At 67.2% G+C, this 20,166-nt stretch carries 22 protein-coding genes and 1 riboswitch; of the genes, 16 read left to right on the top strand and 6 right to left on the bottom strand.

The features are described from left to right. Window positions 1-20: 20 nt before the first annotated feature. From K1T73_RS12745 to K1T73_RS12735, 3 genes are read right to left on the bottom strand one after another with little or no spacing between them, the layout of a single operon-like run. A complete protein-coding gene (locus K1T73_RS12745; protein ID WP_220601064.1) occupies window positions 21-998 on the bottom strand; it encodes a threonine/serine dehydratase in 978 nt (325 codons plus the stop codon). Then, a complete protein-coding gene (locus tag K1T73_RS12740) occupies window positions 995-1,834 on the bottom strand; it encodes an alpha/beta fold hydrolase (protein ID WP_220601063.1) in 840 nt (279 codons plus the stop codon). Before K1T73_RS12740 ends, K1T73_RS12745 begins: the two co-directional genes overlap by 4 nt. After that, the gene (locus K1T73_RS12735) at window positions 1,834-2,520 is read right to left on the bottom strand and encodes a haloacid dehalogenase type II (protein ID WP_220601062.1); all 687 of its coding nucleotides are present in this window, start codon (window positions 2,518-2,520) and stop codon (window positions 1,834-1,836) included. Before K1T73_RS12735 ends, K1T73_RS12740 begins: the two co-directional genes overlap by 1 nt. A 215-nt stretch (window positions 2,521-2,735) precedes the next feature. Between K1T73_RS12735 and K1T73_RS12730 the strand changes: the two genes are divergently transcribed. After that, entirely contained in the window at window positions 2,736-3,164 is a 429-nt protein-coding gene (locus K1T73_RS12730; RefSeq protein ID WP_220601061.1) for a peptidylprolyl isomerase, read from the top strand. 64 nt (window positions 3,165-3,228) lie between these two features. On the opposite strand, the gene K1T73_RS12725 is transcribed toward K1T73_RS12730, so the two are convergent. Both K1T73_RS12725 and irrA read right to left on the bottom strand, forming a co-directional pair. Continuing rightward, the gene (locus K1T73_RS12725; protein WP_220601060.1) at window positions 3,229-4,215 is read right to left on the bottom strand and encodes an NADPH:quinone reductase; all 987 of its coding nucleotides are present in this window, start codon (window positions 4,213-4,215) and stop codon (window positions 3,229-3,231) included. A 9-nt stretch (window positions 4,216-4,224) separates the two neighbouring features. Then, on the bottom strand, window positions 4,225-4,644 hold the full coding sequence (gene irrA / locus K1T73_RS12720; RefSeq protein WP_220601059.1) for an iron response transcriptional regulator IrrA: 420 nt from the start codon (window positions 4,642-4,644) through the stop codon (window positions 4,225-4,227). Between the two features lie 157 nt (window positions 4,645-4,801). On the opposite strand from irrA, the gene fabA reads away from it, so the two are divergent. The 5 genes from fabA to K1T73_RS12695 all read left to right on the top strand — a co-directional run bounded on the left by fabA (window position 4,802) and on the right by K1T73_RS12695 (window position 9,651). Next, window positions 4,802-5,311 carry a bifunctional 3-hydroxydecanoyl-ACP dehydratase/trans-2-decenoyl-ACP isomerase gene (gene fabA / locus K1T73_RS12715; protein WP_220601058.1) on the top strand — a complete coding sequence of 170 codons (510 nt, stop codon included), beginning with the start codon at window positions 4,802-4,804 and terminating at the stop codon, window positions 5,309-5,311. Between the two features lie 166 nt (window positions 5,312-5,477). Next, the gene (gene fabB, locus K1T73_RS12710) at window positions 5,478-6,707 is read left to right on the top strand and encodes a beta-ketoacyl-ACP synthase I (protein WP_220601057.1); all 1,230 of its coding nucleotides are present in this window, start codon (window positions 5,478-5,480) and stop codon (window positions 6,705-6,707) included. Window positions 6,708-6,729: 22 nt separating this feature from the next. Beyond that, window positions 6,730-7,518 (top strand): enoyl-ACP reductase, encoded by a 789-nt coding sequence (locus K1T73_RS12705; RefSeq protein WP_220601056.1) that lies wholly within the window; start codon window positions 6,730-6,732, stop codon window positions 7,516-7,518. Window positions 7,519-7,654: 136 nt separating this feature from the next. Then, the gene (locus tag K1T73_RS12700; protein ID WP_220601055.1) at window positions 7,655-8,323 is read left to right on the top strand and encodes an FAD-binding oxidoreductase; all 669 of its coding nucleotides are present in this window, start codon (window positions 7,655-7,657) and stop codon (window positions 8,321-8,323) included. Window positions 8,324-8,349: 26 nt separating this feature from the next. Then, window positions 8,350-9,651, top strand: a complete 1,302-nt coding sequence (locus tag K1T73_RS12695; RefSeq protein WP_259400246.1) for an aminomethyltransferase family protein — start codon at window positions 8,350-8,352, stop codon at window positions 9,649-9,651. A 34-nt stretch (window positions 9,652-9,685) separates the two neighbouring features. Here K1T73_RS12695 and K1T73_RS12690 read toward each other — a convergent pair whose 3' ends face one another. After that, complete coding sequence (locus K1T73_RS12690; RefSeq protein ID WP_220601054.1) at window positions 9,686-10,555, bottom strand: glycosyltransferase family 2 protein; 870 nt, start codon at window positions 10,553-10,555, stop codon at window positions 9,686-9,688. Between the two features lie 111 nt (window positions 10,556-10,666). On the opposite strand from K1T73_RS12690, the gene miaB reads away from it, so the two are divergent. From miaB to K1T73_RS12640, 10 genes are all read left to right on the top strand, one after another. Continuing rightward, the gene (miaB, locus tag K1T73_RS12685; protein WP_220601053.1) at window positions 10,667-11,989 is read left to right on the top strand and encodes a tRNA (N6-isopentenyl adenosine(37)-C2)-methylthiotransferase MiaB; all 1,323 of its coding nucleotides are present in this window, start codon (window positions 10,667-10,669) and stop codon (window positions 11,987-11,989) included. A gap of 221 nt (window positions 11,990-12,210) precedes the next feature. After that, window positions 12,211-12,780, top strand: coding sequence for an OmpA family protein (locus tag K1T73_RS12680; protein WP_220601052.1), 570 nt, complete (start codon window positions 12,211-12,213; stop codon window positions 12,778-12,780). Window positions 12,781-12,791: 11 nt separating this feature from the next. Further along, window positions 12,792-13,091: a hypothetical protein gene (locus K1T73_RS12675; RefSeq protein ID WP_220601051.1), complete on the top strand. Its 300-nt coding sequence runs from the start codon at window positions 12,792-12,794 to the stop codon at window positions 13,089-13,091. A 147-nt stretch (window positions 13,092-13,238) separates the two neighbouring features. Next, the gene (locus K1T73_RS12670) at window positions 13,239-14,252 is read left to right on the top strand and encodes a PhoH family protein (RefSeq protein ID WP_220601050.1); all 1,014 of its coding nucleotides are present in this window, start codon (window positions 13,239-13,241) and stop codon (window positions 14,250-14,252) included. Between the two features lie 24 nt (window positions 14,253-14,276). Continuing rightward, on the top strand, window positions 14,277-14,768 hold the full coding sequence (gene ybeY, locus K1T73_RS12665) for an rRNA maturation RNase YbeY (protein WP_220601049.1): 492 nt from the start codon (window positions 14,277-14,279) through the stop codon (window positions 14,766-14,768). 38 nt (window positions 14,769-14,806) lie between these two features. After that, window positions 14,807-15,697, top strand: coding sequence for a transporter associated domain-containing protein (locus tag K1T73_RS12660; RefSeq protein WP_220601048.1), 891 nt, complete (start codon window positions 14,807-14,809; stop codon window positions 15,695-15,697). Next, the gene (lnt, locus tag K1T73_RS12655; RefSeq protein WP_259400245.1) at window positions 15,690-17,192 is read left to right on the top strand and encodes an apolipoprotein N-acyltransferase; all 1,503 of its coding nucleotides are present in this window, start codon (window positions 15,690-15,692) and stop codon (window positions 17,190-17,192) included. The genes K1T73_RS12660 and lnt overlap by 8 nt, the downstream gene beginning before the upstream one ends. A 30-nt stretch (window positions 17,193-17,222) precedes the next feature. After that, window positions 17,223-17,272, top strand: a riboswitch (SAM-SAH riboswitch). A gap of 5 nt (window positions 17,273-17,277) precedes the next feature. Next, on the top strand, window positions 17,278-18,444 hold the full coding sequence (gene metK, locus K1T73_RS12650) for a methionine adenosyltransferase (RefSeq protein WP_220601047.1): 1,167 nt from the start codon (window positions 17,278-17,280) through the stop codon (window positions 18,442-18,444). A gap of 103 nt (window positions 18,445-18,547) precedes the next feature. Next, entirely contained in the window at window positions 18,548-19,378 is an 831-nt protein-coding gene (locus K1T73_RS12645) for a DUF1353 domain-containing protein (protein WP_220601046.1), read from the top strand. A 59-nt stretch (window positions 19,379-19,437) separates the two neighbouring features. Beyond that, complete coding sequence (locus K1T73_RS12640; protein WP_220601045.1) at window positions 19,438-20,163, top strand: tRNA (guanosine(46)-N(7))-methyltransferase TrmB; 726 nt, start codon at window positions 19,438-19,440, stop codon at window positions 20,161-20,163. Window positions 20,164-20,166: the final 3 nt, after the last annotated feature.

Below are 20,166 nucleotides of genomic sequence, written 5' to 3'. Positions count from 1 at the left end.
TCGCGTGCGGGCGGCGGGCCTCAGCCGAGGGTCGCGAGCGCGCGTTCGAAGATCACCCGGTCGACATTGCCGCCCGAGATCGTGCAGATCACGGCAGGCGCCTCGATCTCGTCGGCATGGAAGAGCGCGGCCGCCAGAGCCACGGCGCCGCCCGGTTCCGCCACGAGCTTGAGCCGCTGGAAGGCGAGCGCCATGGCGCGCAGCGCGTCCTCGTCGCTCACCACGATGCCCGGGCCGCAGAGTCGGCGCATGATGGGAAAGGTGATCTCGCCGGGGGCAGGGGTGATGATCGCGTCGCAGAGGCTCCCGGCGGGGGCCGCGTTGCGCTCGATCCGACCCGAGACGAGCGAGCGCGCCACGTCGTCGAAGCCTTCCGGCTCCACCGGCCGGGCACGCAGCCCCGGCGCCTCGGCCTCGAGCGCCAGCGCGATGCCCGAGGTGAAGCCGCCACCGCCGCAGCAGACCAGCACGTCCGCCGCCGCGATGTCCGCCTCGCGGGCCTGCTCGGCGATCTCGAGCCCCGTGGTGCCCTGACCGGCGATGACCTCCGGCTCGTCATAGGGGCGCACGAGCGTGAGGCCTCGCTCGCGCATCAGCGTCTCGCCGATCTCCTCGCGGCTCTCGCCCGCGGCGCGATCATAAAGCACCACCTCGGCGCCCATGGCGCGGGTGTTCGCGATCTTGAGCGCCGGGGCATCCCTCGGCATGACGATCACCGCCGGGACGCCGAATTCCTGCGCCGCGCGCGCGATCCCCTGCGCATGGTTGCCCGAGGAAAAGGCGATCACCCCCTCGTTCCGTGTGCCGGGATCGAGCGCCGAGAGCGCCGCGCGCGCGCCGCGATACTTGAAGCTGCCGGTATGTTGCAAACACTCCGGCTTGATCCAGACGGGCCGCCCCGCGATCTCGTCGAGGAAGGGGGAATTGAGGAGCGGCGTGCGCCGCGCATGGCCCTCGAGGCGCGCGGCGGCGGCGCGGATCATGGTGATGTCGGTCATCGGGCTTGCTCCAGCAGGGCGTGAATCGCGGCGACGGCCTCGGGCTCGTCGAGGAAGGGCACATGGGCGCGGTCGGCGACGGTCACGGCGGCCATTCCGGGGATATGCGCCTGCATCCGGTCGAGCGTTTCGGGCGTCAGCAGGTCCGAGTTGGCCCCCCGCAACGCGCAGAGCGGGACCGTGGCGAGCTGGTCGAAAAGCGGCCAGAGGTCGGGGGTGGGGCCTGCCTCGGCCTGGGCGATCATCGCGTTGCGCAGCCGCGCGTCATAGCGCAGGCCAAGCCCGCCACCGGGCTTTTCATACCACATCAATTCCGCCTGCCGGCGCCACCGTTCGACCGGGACACCGGGGAAATCGGCCTCGTAGAGCGCGTGAAGCCCGTGGCCCGCCGCATCGAGATCGGGAAAACTCGGCGCGCGTCCGACGTAGTCCATGATCCGCGCCAGCCCCACCTGCGCGATATCCGGCCCGATATCGTTCAGGACCACCCCGGCCAGGCGATCGCGGTGCAGCCCGGCCAGCACCATCGCGATAAGCCCGCCGCGCGAGGTGCCGATGATCGCGGCGCGCTCGATCCCGAGATGATCGAGAAGCGCCACCGCGTCCTGCGCCTCCTGCAGGATCGAATAGGTCATGAAGTCGGCCGCGTGATCCGACTGTCCCCGGCCACGGTAATCCATGCGGATCGCGCGGACATGCGCCAGATCGAGATGCGGCATCAGGAACTCGAAATCGCCGCCGTTTCGGGTGAGACCGGCGAGGCAGAGCACCGGAAGGCCGTCGCCCTCTTCCTCGAAATGCAGGCCCAGCCCGTCTTGCGTCGTGAAGCGCGGCATCAGCGCGCCGCCATGTCGGGAATGGCGGTCAGGTCGCGCAGCACCGCGTCGGGCCGCGCCGGCAGGCGATCCACCGGGTCGCCCGCGCGGTTGACCCATACGGTGCGGAAACCGTAGCCCGCCGCCGCCGCCACGTCCCAGCCGTTCGACGACACGAAAAGCACGTCGGAGCGGTCGCAGCCGAACCGCTTGCCCACGAGATCATAGACCGAGGCGTGCGGCTTGAAGACCCCCACCGCCTCGACCGAGAGGCAATCGTCGAGATGCCCGGAGAGGCCCGCCGACGAAACCGCGCCTTCGAGCATGTCGGGCGAGCCGTTCGAGAGGATCGCCGTGGCGAACCCCGCCTCCTTGAGCGCGCACAGCATGTCGGGCACCTCGGGATATGCCTCGAGTTCCCAGTAGAGTTGCAGGAGCCGCTCGCGCAGCTCCGCGTCGGCCTCCATCCCCTGCGCCTCGAGCGCCCAGTCGAGCGCGTCCCGTGTCACCTGCCAGAAGCTCGTATGCTCTCCGGTGATGGCGCGCAGCCAACTGTATTGAAGCTGCTTGAGCCGCCAGGCCTCGGCGATGGAAGGCCAGTGCTCGGCAAATGCCTCGCGCCCCGGCTCGCCCGCTGCCCGGCGCGCCGCGGCGGCCACGTCGAAAAGCGTGCCGTAGGCGTCGAAGATGCAGGTGGTGACGGGCAAGGGCGGCCCCTCCGGCTGATGCTGTCCGGGGGCGAGAGTGTCACGGATGCGCGGGAGGGAAAAGGCCCCAATCCCGCCACGGGGCGCCTGTTTGCAACGCCGGGAACGGCTTGTTACGCTTGCGACAGATTCGCCCAAGCACCCGCGCGCCGACGTGACGCGCGGCCTTGCCACACACGAACCACCAGAATTCCCCTACAAGATCGGAGCTTTTCATGACCGAAGTGAAATCGGGTGACACCGTCCATATCCATTACAAGGGCACCCTTGCCGATGGCACCGTTTTCGATAGCAGCGAGGGGCGCGACCCGCTCGCCTTCGAGGTCGGCTCGGGCCAGATCATCCCCGGCCTCGACCAGGCCATGCCCGGCATGAGCGTGGGCGATACGAAAACCGTCGAGGTGCCCGCCGATCAGGCCTATGGCCAGGTCGATCCCAACGCCCGGCAGGAGGTGCCGCGCGAGGGCATCCCCGCCGACATCCCGCTCGACCCCGGCACGCAGCTGCAGGTCCAGACCGAGAATGGTCAGGTGCTGCCCGTGACCGTGGTGGACGTCACCGACGAGACCGTGACGCTCGACGCGAACCACGCGCTCGCCGGCAAGGACCTGACCTTCGAGGTGGAGCTTGTCGCCATCGCGTGACGCGCGACCCTTGACGTGACACCGAAAGGCCCCGGGCGACAGCCGCCGCGGGGCCTTTCTCGTTTCAGAGCTTCAGGAGAACCGCGCCGTTGCGCCCCGGCGTCATCACAGCGTCATGGGCCTTGGCGCAGTCCTCGAGCGGATGGATGGCGTCGATCGCGGGCTTGAGCGCGCCGGCGGTGAGCGCGTCGTGCAGCCGCGCGATGGCCGCGTCGCGGCGCGCATCCTCGAGGATGTAGATCAGCACGATGTCGAGCGTCAGGGCCTTGAAGAGGTAGGGACCGAAGGGCAGGGTGGGCGTCATCTCCTTGCCGGACCCGTAGGCGCAGATCGTGCCATTGGGGCGCATGACCTCGCCCAGGAGGGCGGCATTCTGGCCGAATTCGACCTCGACGGCACGGTCGATGCCATTGCCCCCGCTCGCCTCGGCGATCTTCTCGGCCAGGTCGGGATCGCCGTAGTCGAACACCGCATCGGCCCCCGCCGCGCGGACCCGCTCCATGCCGGCCTCGCCGCAGGTGGCGATCACCCGCGCGCCGCCCCACTTGGCAAGCTGAACGGCATTGTGCCCCACTGCGCCCGCGCCGCCGCTGATCAGCAGCGTCTGCCCGCTCACGTCACCGCCGCCGAAGACCGTATGCGCCGCCGTGAGGCCCGGAATGCCGAGACAGGCCCCCGTCTCGGGCGACACACCCTCGGGCAGCGGCACCGCCTGCGCGGCGGGAAGCGCGATCAGCTCGGCCGCGGTGCCGAAGGCGCGCTGCCACTGGCCGTTCCAGATCCAGACCCGTTCGCCCACGCGGCCCGGATCGACCCCGTCGCCCACCGCCTCGATCACGCCCGCCCCGTCCGAATGGGGGACGATACGCTCGAAGGCGGGCTTCGTCACCCCGGGCCGGGACCCGGCGCGCGCCTTGGCATCCGACGGGTTGACCCCGGAATAGGCCAGCCGCACCAAGACCTCGCCCGGACCGGCCTCGGGATCGGGCAGGTCATGGGCCTGCAGCACATCGGCCGCGGGCCCGAACTCACTGTAGATGATCGCGCGCAAGACCCCGCCTCACGCTTTCTTGCGCAGGCGGATCACGACGTCGACCTTGGCGATCTCGGCCCCCGCCGGCGCGTCGGGAAGCTGCCGGATCTCGAGCTGGTCGGCGGGCGCGTCCGAAAGCCGCTGCTCGTCCTCCCAGTAGAAATGCGGATGGTCATGGGTGTTGGTGTCGAAATAGCTCTTGGCCCCGTCCACCATGACCTCCTGCATGAGGCCCGCGTCGCAGAACGCGCGCAGCGTGTTGTAGACGGTGGCGAGCGACACGCTGTCGCCGTTGCCCTGGACGGCGGCGAAGAGGCTCTCGGCGGTCACGTGACGGTGCTTGCCGTCGCCCACGAGCAGCGCCGCCAGCGCGACACGCTGCCGCGTCGGGCGAAGCCCTGCATTCGTGAGCCATTCGGTTCCGCGCTCTGTCGCTTGCGACGTCATGGGTGCCTCGGGTTGGGTCTTCAGGGGAATATAGGGGGCGAAGCGGGGGAATTTCAAACAGATTTCCGCAATGGACCACCGGCCAGTGCGCTTGCATGGCCGCGCGGCCCGGTGTTAGAGGGGAACAAAGGATGATGACCGGAAAGGGACTGCCTTAATGGCCAATTACCCGAGCAGCTTCGACAAGGACGATCTGCTGAAATGCGCACGCGGTGAGCTGTTCGGCGAGGGCAACGCGCAATTGCCCGAGCCGCCGATGCTCATGATGGACCGGATCACCGAGGTGTCCGCGGACGGCGGCGCGCACGGCAAGGGCCACGTGGTGGCCGAGTTCGACATCACCCCCGATCTCTGGTTCTTCAAGTGCCATTTCCCCGGCAACCCGATCATGCCCGGCTGCCTTGGCCTCGACGGGCTGTGGCAGTTGACCGGCTTCAACCTCGGCTGGCGCGGCTGGCAGGGGCGCGGCTATGCGCTCGGCGTGGGCGAGGTGAAGCTCACCGGGATGGTGCGCCCCGACCGCGAGATGCTGACCTATTACGTCGATTTCACCAAGGCGGTTCAGACACGGCGGCTGACCATGGGCGTGGCCGACGGCCGGGTCGAGGCCGACGGCGAAGTGATCTACCAGGTCAAGGACATGAAGGTGGCGCTGAGCGAAAGCTGACGCCGCCGGCGGGCGCGCTGGTCGGGCATCACGCTCACGTCGCGCGCGCTCGCGGGGCCGGTCGCGGGGTCGCGGGGTCGACGGCCGGACCTCCGGTTAACTGCTTGCCCCGCTTGCCCGCGTTGAATTACACAAGGGTGCAAACCGTAGGGGGAGGGGCACGCTCATGCGCCGCGTTGTCGTCACAGGTCTGGGGATCGTCTCCTCGATCGGCACCGATGCCGAGGAGGTTCTGGCCTCGCTCAAGGCGGGCCGGTCGGGCATCTCGTTCAACGAGGAGATGGCGGAACACGGGTTCCGGAGCCAGGTGGCGGGTGCGATCGACATCGACGTCACCGATCACGTCGACAAGCGCACGCTGCGCTTCATGGGGCCGGGCGCGGCCTACGCGCATATCGCGATGAGCCAGGCGATCGCTGATGCCGGCCTCGAGGAAAGCGACGTGGTGAACCCGCGCACGGGTCTCGTCGCCGGATCGGGCGGCCCCTCGACCAGCGCCATGCTCGCCGCGCACCAGACCGTGCTGAAGACCGGGGGCACCAAGCGGGTCGGCCCCTTCGCCGTGCCGAAATGCATGTGCTCGACGGTGAGCGCGAACCTCTCGACCGCGTTCCGTATCAAGGGGATCAACTATTCCATCACCTCGGCCTGCTCGACCTCGCTGCATTGCATCGGCAACGCCGCCGAGCAGATCATGATGGGCAAGCAGGACGTGATGTTCGCCGGTGGCGGCGAAGAGCTCGACTGGACGCTCTCGTGCCTCTTCGACGCGATGGGCGCGATGTCGTCGAAATTCAATGACACGCCGGAACGCGCCAGCCGCGCCTTCGACGCCGACCGCGACGGTTTCGTGATCTCGGGCGGCGGCGGCATGATCGTGCTCGAGGAGCTCGAGCACGCGAAGGCGCGCGGGGCGAAGATCTATGCCGAGGTGACCGGCTACGGCGCGACCTCGGACGGCGCCGACATGGTCGCGCCATCGGGCGAGGGCGGCGAACGGGCGATGCGCGTGGCGCTTTCGACCCTGCCCGAGGGCCGCCGCGTGAGCTATATCAACGCCCATGGCACATCCACCCCGGTGGGCGACGTGGGCGAGGTCGAGGCCGTGCGCCGCGTCTTCGGCCAGGGCTCCACCCCGCCGATCAGCTCGACCAAGTCTATGACCGGCCACAGCCAGGGCGCGACCGGCGCGCAGGAGGCGATCTACTGCCTGCTGGCGCTCGAACATGATTTCATCATCCCCTCGATCAACGTCGAAACCCTCGACCCCGCGCTCGATCCGGCCGAGATCGCGACCGAGCGGGTGGACGGGGCCGGTCTGGACACGGTGATGACCAACTCGTTCGGCTTCGGCGGCACGAACGGGTCGATGCTTCTCAGCAAGTACAAAGATTAACCAGAGCGGACGGGACGGGATCATGGGCGCAATGCAGGGCAAACGGGGCCTGATCATGGGGGTGGCGAACGACCGCTCCATCGCGTGGGGCATCGCCAAAGCCATGCACGAGGCGGGGGCCGAACTGGCCTTCACGCACCAGGGCGAGGCCTTCGGCCAGCGTCTCAGGCCGCTCGCCGAAAGCGTCGGGTCGGATTTCATGGTAGACGTGGACGTCACCGACGACGCCTCGCTCGACAGCGCTTTCGAGGGTCTCGCGGCACGCTGGCCGACGATCGACTTCGTGGTCCACGCGATCGCCTTTTCGGACAAGTCCGAACTGACGGGCCGGTTTCTCAACACCAGCCGCGCCAATTTCAAGAACTCGCTCGACATCTCGGCCTACAGCTTCATCGACGTGGCACGCCGTGCCCACCCGCTGATGACCGAGAAGGGCGGGACGCTTCTGACCCTCACCTACCAGGGCTCGAACCAGGTGGTGCCGAACTACAACGTGATGGGCGTGGCCAAGGCGGCGCTCGAATCGGCCACGCGCTACCTGGCCAACGATCTCGGTCCCGACGGGATCCGCGTGAACGCGATCTCGCCCGGCCCCATGAAGACGCTCGCGGGCGCGGCCATCGGCGGCGCGCGGCGCACCTACAAGCATTGCGACCAGAACGCGCCCCTGCGCGCCAACGCCACGCTCGAGGCGGTGGGCGGCACCGCGGTCTATCTCGCCTCCGACGCGGGCGCCTGCACCACGGGCGAGATCATCCACGTTGACGGCGGATTCCACATCCTCGGGATGCCGCAGGCCGAGAACCTCTGACACGCCGGGAAGCGGTGCGGACGGGCCGCGCTCCCGCGTATCTTGATCACGACCAGCAGACGGGCGGCCATCCGCCCCGTGCGGCGGAACGTAACGGGCCGGGGCTGCGTTGGGCGGTGAAAAGGAGGTGCCGCCCATGTCGCACGAACTCACGCTCAAGAGCATCGAACCCGTTACCCACGACACTCACCATCTCGTCTTCGACCGGCCAGAGGGGTTCGACTTCGAACCGGGGCAGGGTGTCGAACTTCACCTGCTCAAGGATGGCTGGGAGGACGAGGGCCGGCCCTTCACGCCCGTGACCCTGCCGGACGAGGACACGCTGGAATTCGTGATCAAGTCCTATCCCGACCATGATGGCGTGACCGAGCAGATCGGCAAGATGAGCGCGGGTGACAAGGTGCGGATCAAGGGGCCTTTCGGCGCGATCTCGGACGAAGGCCCCGGCGTCTTCATCGCGGGCGGAGCGGGCGTCACGCCGATGATCGCCGTCCTGCGAAAGCGGCTGCGCGATCACGGCACGCTCGAAGGCTCCACGCTCGTCTTCGCCAACAAGACGGTGGACGACATCATCTGGCGCGACAAGTTCGAGGCGATGGAGGGGCTGACCTGCGCCTTCGTCGTCGATGAACCGGGCGGCGACGTGCCGCAGCAGCGCCTGACGCGCGATTACCTGCGGCAATTCGTGGAGCCGGAGTCGCGCTGCTATCTCTGCGGTCCGCCGCCGATGATGGACGCGGTGCGCGAAGCGCTCCATGAGATCGGCGTCAAGGACGACCGGCTGATCGAGGAAGACATGGGCTGATCCCGACTGACCGAGGAGCCACGGACATGAGCCAACGCGACGACACGCATCCCAACGTGCCCGAGGTGGATCAATCCGACCGTCTCGTGCCGCGCAACCTGCGCCAGTCGGGCCGAACGCCGGTCGAGATGCTGATCTCGACGCGGGTGCGCAAATCGCCCTTCTGGCATCTGGCCGTCGAGGCCGGATGCTGGCGCGCGACGGTCTACAACCGCATGTATCACCCGCGCGGCTACGTCCGCCCCGAGGAGGGCGGCGCGATGGCCGAGTATGACGCGCTGGTCAACGCCGTGACGCTGTGGGACGTCTCGGTCGAGCGGCAGATCCGCGTCAAGGGGCCGGAGGCCGAGGCGTTCGTCAACCATGTCATCACGCGCGACGCCACGAAGATCGAGCCGATGCACGGCAAATACGTGATCCTCTGCAACGAGGCCGGCGGCATTCTCAACGACCCGGTCCTGCTCAGGCCCGGCGACGATGAATTCTGGTTCTCGCTCTCCGACAGCGACCTCATGCTCTGGCTCCAGGGGGTGAACACGCCGCGCCGGTTCGATGTGGACATCGCCGAGATCGACGTGGCCCCGTTGCAGGTGCAGGGTCCGAAATCCGAGGCGCTGATGGTCGATCTCGTGGGGAGCGAGGTGCGCGACGTGCCCTATTACGGCTTGATGGAAGCCCGGATCGGTGGCGTGCCGGTGCTCATCAGCCAGACCGGGTTCTCCGGCGAGAAGGGGTACGAGGTCTACGTTCGGGACGCGTCCCGCAATGCCGAGGCAGTCTGGTACGCGATCCGCACCGCCGGGGCGTGCCACGGCCTGCGGGTGATCGCGCCGGGCCATCACCGGCGCATCGCGGCGGGCATCCTGAGCTGGGGCCAGGACATGGATGCGGAAACCTCGCCCTTCCAGGTGAACCTTGCCTTCCAGGTGCCGCGCGACAAGGAGGCCGACTATATCGGTCGCGCCGCGCTGGAGGCGCAACGCGACGCCATCGACGCAGGCGAGCCGCCCTTCGCGCTCTGCCTCGTGGGCATGACGCTGGGCGGTGAGCCGATCACCGATTACGCGCCGGATTTCTGGCTCATCACCGACGAGGCGGGCACGCGCTGCGGCTACGTCACCTCGCCCTGGTGGTCGCCCGAACTGGGCACCAACATCGCGCTGGGTTACGTGCCGTGGGACAAGTCGGACGTGGGCACGAAGCTGCGCGTCGAACTGCCGCAGCCGTATTCCGACGGCGACGGCCCCGTTCCCGCCGAGGTCTGCGAGGTTCCGTTCAAGCCTTCGGAACATCCCAGCACGCGCGAGCGCCGCAAGAGCGGCGGTTGAACGCCGCGATCTGCGCGAGCGGCTTTTTAGCTGCTCAGAACCACTGTCCCGGTTCCATAAGCCCGAGGTCGAGCAACTGGCGCGAATGCCACTCGAACGGGGTGGAATTATGCCACTTGAACGTCTCGATATCGAAGGTGGAGCCGGGATTGAGCTTGAGCGCCTTCGCCGTGCGGAACGAGACGATGGCCGAGGTCAGGTTGTTGTGCCACGGGCAGGCGTAGGTGTTGTATTCCTCGTCGGAGAAGGTGTGATCCTCGCGCAGGGTCAAACCCTCCTTCGCGCGGAAAAGCGCGATGCGGTCGATCTTGCGGCGCGGCGGGGGGATATGTTCCTCGTAGCGCCAGCGCAGCCCGCCGAAGAAATCGAGCTGCCGTTCCTTGGGATAGTTGTTGTTGGCGGGGTCGGGCCGGGCAAGGGCGTAATATCCCGTCCGGTCCAGATAGGCATCCTCGATCGACACCGCGTCCCGATAGCGCCCGAGATCGCCCGCGTAGAGGTCGATCACGTAGCTCAGCATCGCGTCGCGCCGTTCCTCGGCATGAAAACTCAGCATCTCGCCCACCGTTCGCGTCTCGCAGAACGGGTAGAACAGGTATTCGGCGTTGTAGCAGTAATAGAGCCATTGCCCCGGCGCCGCCGCGATCACGCGGTTCACGTGATCGGTGAGCAGGTCGCCGCGCGCCCGGTCGAAGCCCACGCGATGCACCTCGTCCACCACGTCGGCGGCGAGCGTGAAGTTTTCCGGCGCAAAGACGAGGACCGCGCGGAATCCCGCGTCGAGATGATGGCGGAGCGTCGAGTCGAGCTCGACCGGATCCTCGGCGAAGACCATCGCGATGGGCCCCTTCGCGAGGGCCGCGGCCCCGGTCGAAAGGAAATCGGTGAGGTCTGAATACTGCATCCGTCGTCTGCCCCGGTCTTTTCCCCGCAGGGTGTGCGAAAAGCGCCTCTATTGCAAGTGAGCGGCGACCTGTTATAGCAGGCGCCCGACCCCGATCCCGGAGCACGCGCCATGTCCGAGCCCAAGAAACTCTACATCAAGACCTATGGATGTCAGATGAACGTCTACGACAGCGAGCGCATGGTCGAGGCGCTGGGCGGTCGGGGCTATGTCGAGACGCAGACGCCCGACGATGCCGACATGATCCTTCTCAACACCTGCCACATCCGCGAGAAGGCCGCCGAGAAGGTCTATTCCGAACTCGGCCGCTTCAAGGGGCTGAAAGCGGACCGGCCCGATCTCAAGATCGGCGTCGCGGGCTGCGTGGCGCAGGCCGAGGGCGAGGAGATCATGCGCCGCCAGCCGCTGGTGGACCTCGTTGTCGGGCCGTCGAGCTATCATCACCTGCCCGAGATGGAGGCGCGGACGCGCGAGGGGAAGAAGGCGCTCGTCACCGACTTTCCCGAAGAGGACAAGTTCGCCAGGCTCAAGGGCCGTCCCAAGGCCGCGCGCGGTCCGACCGCGTTCCTGAGCGTGCAGGAAGGGTGTGACAAGTTCTGCGCCTTCTGCGTCGTTCCCTATACGCGCGGCGCCGAATACAGCCGCCCGGTTGAGGCGGTTCTGGACGAGGCGCGCGACCTGGTGGAGCGCGGCGTGCGCGAGATCACGCTTCTGGGTCAGAACGTCAACGCCTATCACGGCGCAGGCCCCGACGGCGAGGAATGGAGCCTTGCCCGCCTCATCTGGGCGCTCGACAAGGTAGACGGGCTCGAGCGGATCCGCTTCACCACCTCTCACCCGAACGACATGGACGACGACCTGATCGCGGCGCATGGCGACTGCGACAAGCTCATGCCCTACCTGCATCTTCCCGTCCAGTCGGGCAGCGACCGGATCCTCAAGCGGATGAACCGCAGCCACACCGCCGAAAGCTACCTGCGCCTGATCGAGCGCATCCGCGCCGCGCGCCCCGACATCCTGATGTCGGGTGATTTCATCGTCGGCTTCCCCGAGGAAACCGAAGAGGATTTCCAGGCGACGCTCGATCTCGTCGAAACGGTCGAATACGGCTATGCCTACTCCTTCAAGTATTCCACGCGGCCCGGCACCCCGGCGGCGGAACGCGCGCAGATCGATGAGGACGTCAAGACCGAGCGCCTGCACCGCCTGCAGGACCTCATCACCCGCCAGCAGCGCAAGGTTCAGGACGCCATGGTCGGGCGCGAGGTCGGCGTGCTGTTCGAGAAGGCCGGCCGCCTGCCGGGGCAGATGGCCGGCAAGTCGGACCATCTTCACGCGGTGCACGTGCGTGATGCCGACGTGGCCGTGGGCGATCTGCGGCGTGTCCGGATCGTCGAGAGCGGATCGAACTCGCTCGCCGGAGAGCTTGCCTGACGGGGCCCACCCGGCGATTCCCTTTCGCTCCGCCCCCGGCGATGCCCGTCTTTCGGTTGCCGCTCCGTCACCTTGTCCGGCAATTGCCGTCCGCGCGGGGCCGCGTGCCCTCTTTTTTCTTCACAACTTCTGCAAAGCTGCTAAGGTTGAACGATAATTTCGTGACCCGCCCAGCTGCCAAACCGGGGGGTCCTTGGGGGAACAGTAGAAGGATAACGACCGTGACGGGGAGATTTTCGACGTCATTGCGCAACCTCGCGAGCGGCCTGGCTGCCGTCGCTCTCGGTGCTGCGCTGCTCGTGAGCGGAGGGCCCGCCGCGGCCCAGCAGCAGGGCAGTAACTACACGCCGACCATCTGGGTCGACCCGGACGGGTGCGAGCACTGGGTCATGGATGACGGTTGGGAGGGCTACATGACGCCGCATGTGAACCGGCAGGGCATCCCGGTCTGCCGGCGCGGCAATGTCTGCGGTGTGATAAACACCGATCAGCTCTTCGCGACCGACAGCGCGCGGCTCGGGGCCTCGGCGCGACAGCATCTCGCCAATTTCTTCCGCAAGGCGAACGCGGTGTCCTACATCATCACCGGCCATACCGACAGCCGCGCATCCGACAGCTACAACATGGACCTGTCGCTGCGGCGCGCGAACGCGGTTGCGCGCGTGGCGCAGGCGTCGGGGGCGCGCATCGCCGACGTGCGCGGCTATGGCGAACGGATGCCGAAAGCGTCCAACAACACCGCCGCCGGCATGCAGGCCAATCGCCGCGTCGAAATCATCTGCATTCGCTGAAGGGGGCGATCATGAAAATTGCACATATCACGCTCGCCCTGACGGCCGCGCTTCTCGTGTCGGCTTGCGATGGCGAAAAGACCGACAAGACCGTGGACCGAGGGTTCGACAGCAAGCACCTGAGCCAGCTCAAGGCCGGCATCTGGGTCGATCCCAATGGCTGCGATCACTGGATCATCGACGACGGGATCGAGGGCTATCTCTCGCAGCGGCTCGACAAGTATGGCAAACCGGTCTGCTCGGGCGTCGCGCCGCCGAACACCGCGGTCGGCCCCTACAACCAGGGCTCGCCTGTTTCCGACCCGATCTGATGCCGCATCGGCAGTCCGCCGAGCTGAGACCGCGGGTCACGAGGCCCGCGGTTTTTTTGCGTATCGCCGCTCCCGTGCCCGCCCCGCACTTGCGCCGCGCGCAGTGACACGGCACGATAGTCCGAACCTTCTTCGCAGGAGCCCTGATTGCCTCCCACCGCCCTGACGCCCGAGACCGAGCAGACCTCCGACCGCGAGGAGGTCATCGAGTTTCCCGACAACTTCCTGCTCATCGACCTTTGTGGCGAGCATGACCGCAATCTCGCCGAGATCGAGCGCGCCACCGGGGTTCAGATACTCCGCCGCGGCAATCGCCTCGTGATCTTCGGGGAGGAGGAGCAGCGGGCCGAGGCGCTCGAGGTGTTGCGGTCGCTCTACGCGCGGCTCGAAGGGGGCAAGAGCCTCGAACGCGGCGATGTCGACCGCGAATTGCGCATGGGCGGCGGCGATGCGTCGCCGGGCGGCGAGAATGGCGATCAGCTCGAGATGTTCAAGGGCGGTCCGGTCGAGATCAAGACCCGCAAGAAGCTTGTCGAGCCGCGCACCGATGCCCAGAAGGCCTATGTGCTTTCGCTCTTCAACAACGAGATGGCCTTCGGTATCGGCCCCGCCGGAACCGGCAAGACCTATCTTGCCGTGGCGGTGGGGGTGAGCATGTTCATCCAGGGCCAGGTGGACCGCATCATCCTCAGCCGCCCGGCGGTCGAGGCGGGCGAGAAGCTGGGCTACCTGCCGGGCGACATGAAGGACAAGGTCGATCCCTACATGCAGCCGCTCTACGATGCGTTGAACGACTTTCTTCCGGGCAAGCAGCTTGCGAAGCTCATCGAGGAGAAGAAGATCGAGATCGCGCCGCTCGCCTTCATGCGGGGCCGGACCCTTGCCAACGCCTTCGTGGTGCTCGACGAGGCGCAGAACGCGACCTCGATGCAGATGAAGATGTTCCTGACCCGACTGGGCGAGGGGAGCCGGATGGTCATCACCGGCGACCGTAGCCAGGTGGACCTCCCCCGCGGCGTGACGAGCGGCTTGCACGATGCCGAGCGTCTGCTGGGCGGGATCAAGGGGATCAGCTTCAACTACTTCACCGCGAAGGACGTCGTGCGCCACCCGCTTGTCGCAGCGATCATCGAGGCCTATGACGCGGACAACCCGGCCTGACCGAAGGGGCTCGCGCACCGACCTATGCCGACCGAAACACTGATCGAGGATGTCCGCTGGCACGAGGCGGGGCTTGCCGCGCTGGCCGAGCGGGCGGCGGCCGCGACGCTCGCGCATCTGGGTCTCGATCCCGGCGAGTGGCACGTAAGCGTGCTTGGCTGTGACGACGCCCGCATCGCCGTCCTGAATGCCGATTTCCGGGACAAGCCCCGGCCGACCAACGTGCTGAGCTGGCCCAGCGAGGAACGCGCGGCAGCGACGCCCGGCAAGGCGCCCGATCCGCCCGATCCGCAAGGCGACACGGAGCTGGGCGACATCGCCATCGCCTTCGACACCTGCGCGCGCGAGGCGGACGGCGCCGGCAGGCCACTGGCCGATCACGTCACCCACCTGCTCGTGCACGCGACGCTGCATCTTTTGGGCTACGACCACGAGGACGCGCGGGATGCCGCCTTGATGGAGCGGCTGGAGGTTGCGATACTGGGTGAAATGGGGATAACAGACCCCTACATCTGAGGCGGGCCGGAAAGGTCCGCGCAAACGGAAAGAGAAAGATGGGCGAGAGCACAGACGGGTCTTCTACGGCGGCGCAGCGCGCGCAGGACACGAGGCCGGAAGATGACGACGAGCGGGGCGGATTCTTTTCGCGCATTTTCGGCTCGTTCGTTCCGGGCGACTCCGAGGACGAGGACGCGGCCGCATCGAGCGCCCCCCATGCCTCCGACGTGCCCGGCATGGTCAATCTCAGCCGCAAGACCGTCGAGGACGTGGCGATTCCCAAGGCCGACATCGTGAGCGTGCCGAGCACGATCACCAAGGACGAGCTCGTCGAGGTCTTCCGCGAAAGCGGGCTTTCGCGCCTGCCGGTCTACAAGGGGACGCTCGATACGCCCCTCGGCATGGTGCACGTCAAGGATTTCGCGCTCAAGCACGGGTTCAACGGCACCGGTGCGCGCTTCTCGCTCAAGCGTCTGCTGCGCCCGATGTTCTACGTGCCGCCCTCGATGCCGATCGGCGTGCTGATGGCCAAGATGCAGAGCGAACGACGCCACATGGCGCTTGTCATCGACGAATATGGCGGTGTCGACGGGCTCGTGACCATCGAGGATCTGATCGAGCAGGTCGTGGGCGAGATCGAGGACGAGCACGACATCGACGACGAGAACTACTGGACCGAGGAAAAACCGGGCTGTTACATCGCCCTGGCCAAGACCCCGCTTGACGAATTCGAGGCGGAAACCGGTCTCTCGCTCACCGAGATGGAGGATGTCGACGAAGAGGAGATCGACACGCTGGGCGGGCTGGTGGTCATGATGCTGGGCCGGGTGCCGGTTCGCGGCGAGGTGATCGAACACCCGACCGGCGCGGTGATCGAAGTGCTGGAGGCCGATCCGAGACGCGTCAAGCGGCTCCGCGTGCGCCTCACGGACATCGCGGGTGAGTGAAGGTCGACTGCGCTGGCTCTGCCTCGGGACCGGCGCGGCGATGGGCACGGGGCAGGCGCCGTTCTCGCTGTGGTGGCTTGCCGCGCTGGCGTTCGTCCTGCTTCTGTGGGCTCTCTCGCAACCCGCTTCGCGCCTGCGTGCCGCGTTCTGGCGCGGATGGATCGGGGGGGTGGGCTATTTCACGGCGACCCATTTCTGGATCGTCGACCCGTTTCTCGTCGATCCCGTGCGACACGGCTGGATGGCCCCCTTCGCGGTGCTCGGTATCGCGGGAGGCATGTCCCTCATCTGGGGAACGGCCACGTTGCTTGCGCATTGGCTGGCCGGGGAGCAGCGTCGCATCGCGCTGGCGCTCGTGCCGTCCTTCATGCTGGCCGAGTTCTTCCGTGCCTACGCGCTCACGGGGTTTCCCTGGTCGCCCATCGGATCGTTCTGGCTTGAAACTCCCGTGGCGCAACTCGCGGCCCTGGGGGGTGTCCACGGCCTGACCTTCCTGTCGCTCGGACTGGTCGCGGCGATGATGGCCGTATCGGGTCGCGCGCGGGTGGTTGCCTTCGTGGCGCTTGCACTGCTCGTCGGCGGCGCATGGTTCTGGGGCGCGCAGCGCCAGGCGGGCGGGCCCCAGCCCACCGATCACCTCGTGCGGATCGTGCAACCCAACGCGCCGCAGCACCTCAAGTGGCATCCCGATCACATGATCCGTTTCTTCGAGCGCGCGCTCGATCTCACGGCGGAGGAGGGTGCGGCGGGGCGCGCGCCCGATCTCGTCGTCTGGCCCGAAACCTCGGTGCCCGCGCTCCTCGATCGGGCAGGGGCGTTCGTCGCCGAAATGAGCGACGCGGCCCGAGGCGCCCCCCTGATCTTCGGCGTGCAGCGCAACGAGGGGCTGCTCTACTACAACTCGCTCGCCGCGCTGACCGACGAGGGGCTGCAGGTCTATGACAAGCGCCATCTCGTGCCCTTCGGCGAATATGTTCCCTTCGGCGACGCGCTGGGTCGGCTCGGCATCACGCATCTCGCCTCGGCACAGGGCTACGGCTATGCGCCCGGTCCCTGGGAGCAGCCGCTTCTCGACCTGGGCGAGCTGGGGCAGGGCCTGCCGCTCATCTGCTACGAGGGCATCTTTCCCCATGACCTGCGCGGTTTCGAGGGGCGTGCGGATTGGAGCGTGCTCGTCACCAACGATGCGTGGTTCGGTCAGCTCACGATGCCCTACATGCATCTCGATCATGCGCGTATGCGCGCCATCGAGACCGGCCTGCCGATGATCCGTGCCGCGAATACCGGGATCTCGGCGATGATCGACGCGCAAGGCGCGGTGACGGCGCGGCTCGGCCTGGGTGAAACCGGGTATATCGACGCGATCTTGCCCGGCGCGCGCCCCGCGACGCCCTATGCCCGCTGGGGCGACTGGCCGCTCTTCGGTGTGGCGCTTTTGAGCCTGTTTGCCGCTTTCCTGACACGCGGGCCGCGTGCGGCCGCTCTTCGTGATTGACCCCCGCGCCGCCTGCGCGTAACGGAGAAACAACTGTCACAACGGCTTCCTGGCGTGACGGGGTAACCCTTAATGGAGCATTCCCATGGCAAGAGACAACTACATCTTCACCTCCGAATCCGTGTCGGAGGGGCACCCGGACAAGGTCTGTGACCGGATCTCGGATGCGATCCTCGACGCATTGCTGCGCAAGGAGGACACGGCACGTGTCGCGGCCGAGACCTTCGCGACCTCGGGCCTCGTGGTGATCGGAGGCGAGATCGGGTTGTCCTGCGAGGAACGGCTCAAGGATTTCATGGGCCGCGTCAACCAGATCGCGCGCGATTGCATCAAGGACATCGGCTACGAGCAGGAGAAGTTCCACTGGAACACCTGCCATGTCCTGAACTTCCTGCACGAGCAGTCGGCGCATATCTCGCAAGGCGTCGACAAGGACGGTGCGGGCGATCAGGGCATCATGTTCGGCTTCGCCACGAATGAGACCGACGCCTATATGCCGGCCCCCATCCAGTTCAGCCACGCGATCCTGCGCCGCCTCGCCGAAGTGCGCAAGAGCGGCGCGGAACCCGTGCTCGGCCCGGATGCGAAAAGCCAGCTTTCGGTCGTCTACGAGGACGGCAAGCCGGTGCGCGTGAGCTCGCTGGTGCTGTCCACCCAGCATCTCGATGAAAGTCTCGAAAGCGATGACATCCGCGCCATCGTCGAGCCTTATATCCGCGAGGTGCTGCCCGACGGATGGCTCACCGAGGAGACCGAGTGGCATGTGAACCCGACCGGGAAATTCGTGATCGGCGGGCCGGATGGCGATGCGGGCCTCACCGGGCGCAAGATCATCGTGGACACATACGGGGGGGCGGCGCCCCATGGCGGCGGCGCCTTCTCGGGCAAGGACCCGACCAAGGTGGACCGCTCCGCGGCCTACGCCGCCCGGTATCTTGCCAAGAACGTCGTCGCCGCCGGCATGGCCGAGCGCGTCACGATCCAGCTCAGCTATGCGATCGGCGTGTCGAAACCGCTGTCCATCTATGCGGACACGCATGGCACTGGCGAAGTCGATCCGGCGGATATCGAGAAGGCCATCCGCAAGTCCATGGACCTCACACCGCGCGGTATCCGCGAGGCGCTCGACCTCAACAAGCCCATCTACGAGCGCACCGCCGCCTACGGCCATTTCGGTCGCGAACCCGAGGATGACGGCGGGTTCAGCTGGGAGCGTCTGGATCTCGTCGACACGCTCAGGAAGGAAGTCTGAGGCCAGTCGCATCGCAACGGCGGGGCCTGCGCGCGCCCCGTCGCTGCGGTCGCGGGTCGCGCGGATTTGACACGACCGTGCAATTTGCCGACCATGGCCGGGCATGAAGGCCCTGTTTCCTCTCCTGGTCGCCGGCGCGAGCCTCTCGCTGATGGCCTGCGACGTGCTGTCGGTGCGCCCGTCCGAGCCGGATGTGCCTGCCGTGGCGGCGACCTGTGAGCGCGGCGATGCCAATTGCCGGTTCATCAACAGCCCGGTTCAGGTGGACCGCTCGCGGCCCACGCGCATCCCGTCCCGCACCGCGGCGTTCTATCCCACGCTCAACGAGCTTCAGTTCCTCGATGGCGGGCGGCAACGGTGGATCGCCCACGAAGGGATCATCACCGACGGCGCCTCCATCCCGCAGATCTTCGTCGGCATCGTCGGCGAGCCGACGTCGCAGGACTTCACCAACGCGGCGGCGCTCCACGACGCCTATTGCGGCATCGGCAACGAGAGCGGGCCGAACTACCACGCTGCACCATGGCATGACGTGCACGTGATGTTCTACGACGCGCTGCGCGTGGGCGGCGTGCCCGAGATCAAGGCGAAGGTCATGTTCGCCGCCGTCTGGCTTGGCGGTCCACGCTGGGCGGGGACGCGGCAACCGGCGCAGCCCGCGCTTGCTTTCGCCGCGGCCCGGAACGTGGCGGGCACGCCGGGCTTTCGGCCGGGAGCACATGACCCGGCCCGAATGCAGGCCGCCATGCGCCGGATCAGAACTTTCGTAGAGGAGACCAATCCCGATCTTCAATCGCTTGTGGCCTTCATCACCGAAGAGGAAAACGGCCTTGCCGCCGGATCAAGCACGGCGGCCGGCGGTGCCCCGGGCGGCGGCTCGGAGGCGGCAGGCGGGCGAGGGTTCGGCGCCGGCCAGGTATCGAACGGCGACTGAAGGACGGGTTCAAGCTAACGGATTGCACCGCCGACGCGGCGGCGCTAAATGCCAGCGCCATGAGCAAGGATGACAAACCGGCCACGCATGCCTCGGGCGCGCCCTGGCGAAACTTCTACGGTCGTTTCAAGGGCAAGGCGTTGAAGCCAAGCCAGCAGAGGTATCTGGACGAGGACCTTGCCGCGCTGTCGCCCGGACCTGTCGGATGGGACGAGAACCCCGATCGCACGCCGCTCGATCTCGATGCCCGTTTCGGCGACCGCGACGTCTGGCTCGAGATCGGTTTCGGCGGCGGAGAACACCTCATCCACCAGGCGCAGGCGCATCCCGGCGTGGCGATCATCGGGGCCGAGCCGTTCATCAACGGTGTCGCCATGCTGCTGGGCAAGATCCGGCGTGCGGGCGTCGAAAACCTTTCCGTTCACCCCGGCGACGTGCGCGATCTCTTCGACGTGTTGCCGCGGGCAAGCATTTCGCGCGCGTTCCTGCTCTATCCCGATCCATGGCCGAAGAAACGCCATCATCGCCGCCGCTTCGTCACGCCGGAGCATCTTGAACCGCTGGCGCGCGTGATGAAACCCGGCGCGATCCTGCGGGTGGCGACGGATATCCCCGACTACGTTCGCCAGACGCTCGAGGAGGTGCCGCGCCAGGGCTTCGACTGGCTGGCCGAGCGCCCATCGGACTGGCGCGCGCCCTGGGACGACTGGATCTCCACCCGCTACGAGAAGAAGGCCCTGCGCGAGGGCCGGGTGCCGCATTATCTGACTTTCAGGCGGCAATAGCGT

The organism is Roseovarius sp. SCSIO 43702 (assembly GCF_019599045.1).
Classification (GTDB): domain Bacteria; phylum Pseudomonadota; class Alphaproteobacteria; order Rhodobacterales; family Rhodobacteraceae; genus Roseovarius.
The sequence above is the reverse complement of the archived record's forward strand: the minus strand, read 5'-3'. Positions and strand labels throughout refer to the sequence as shown.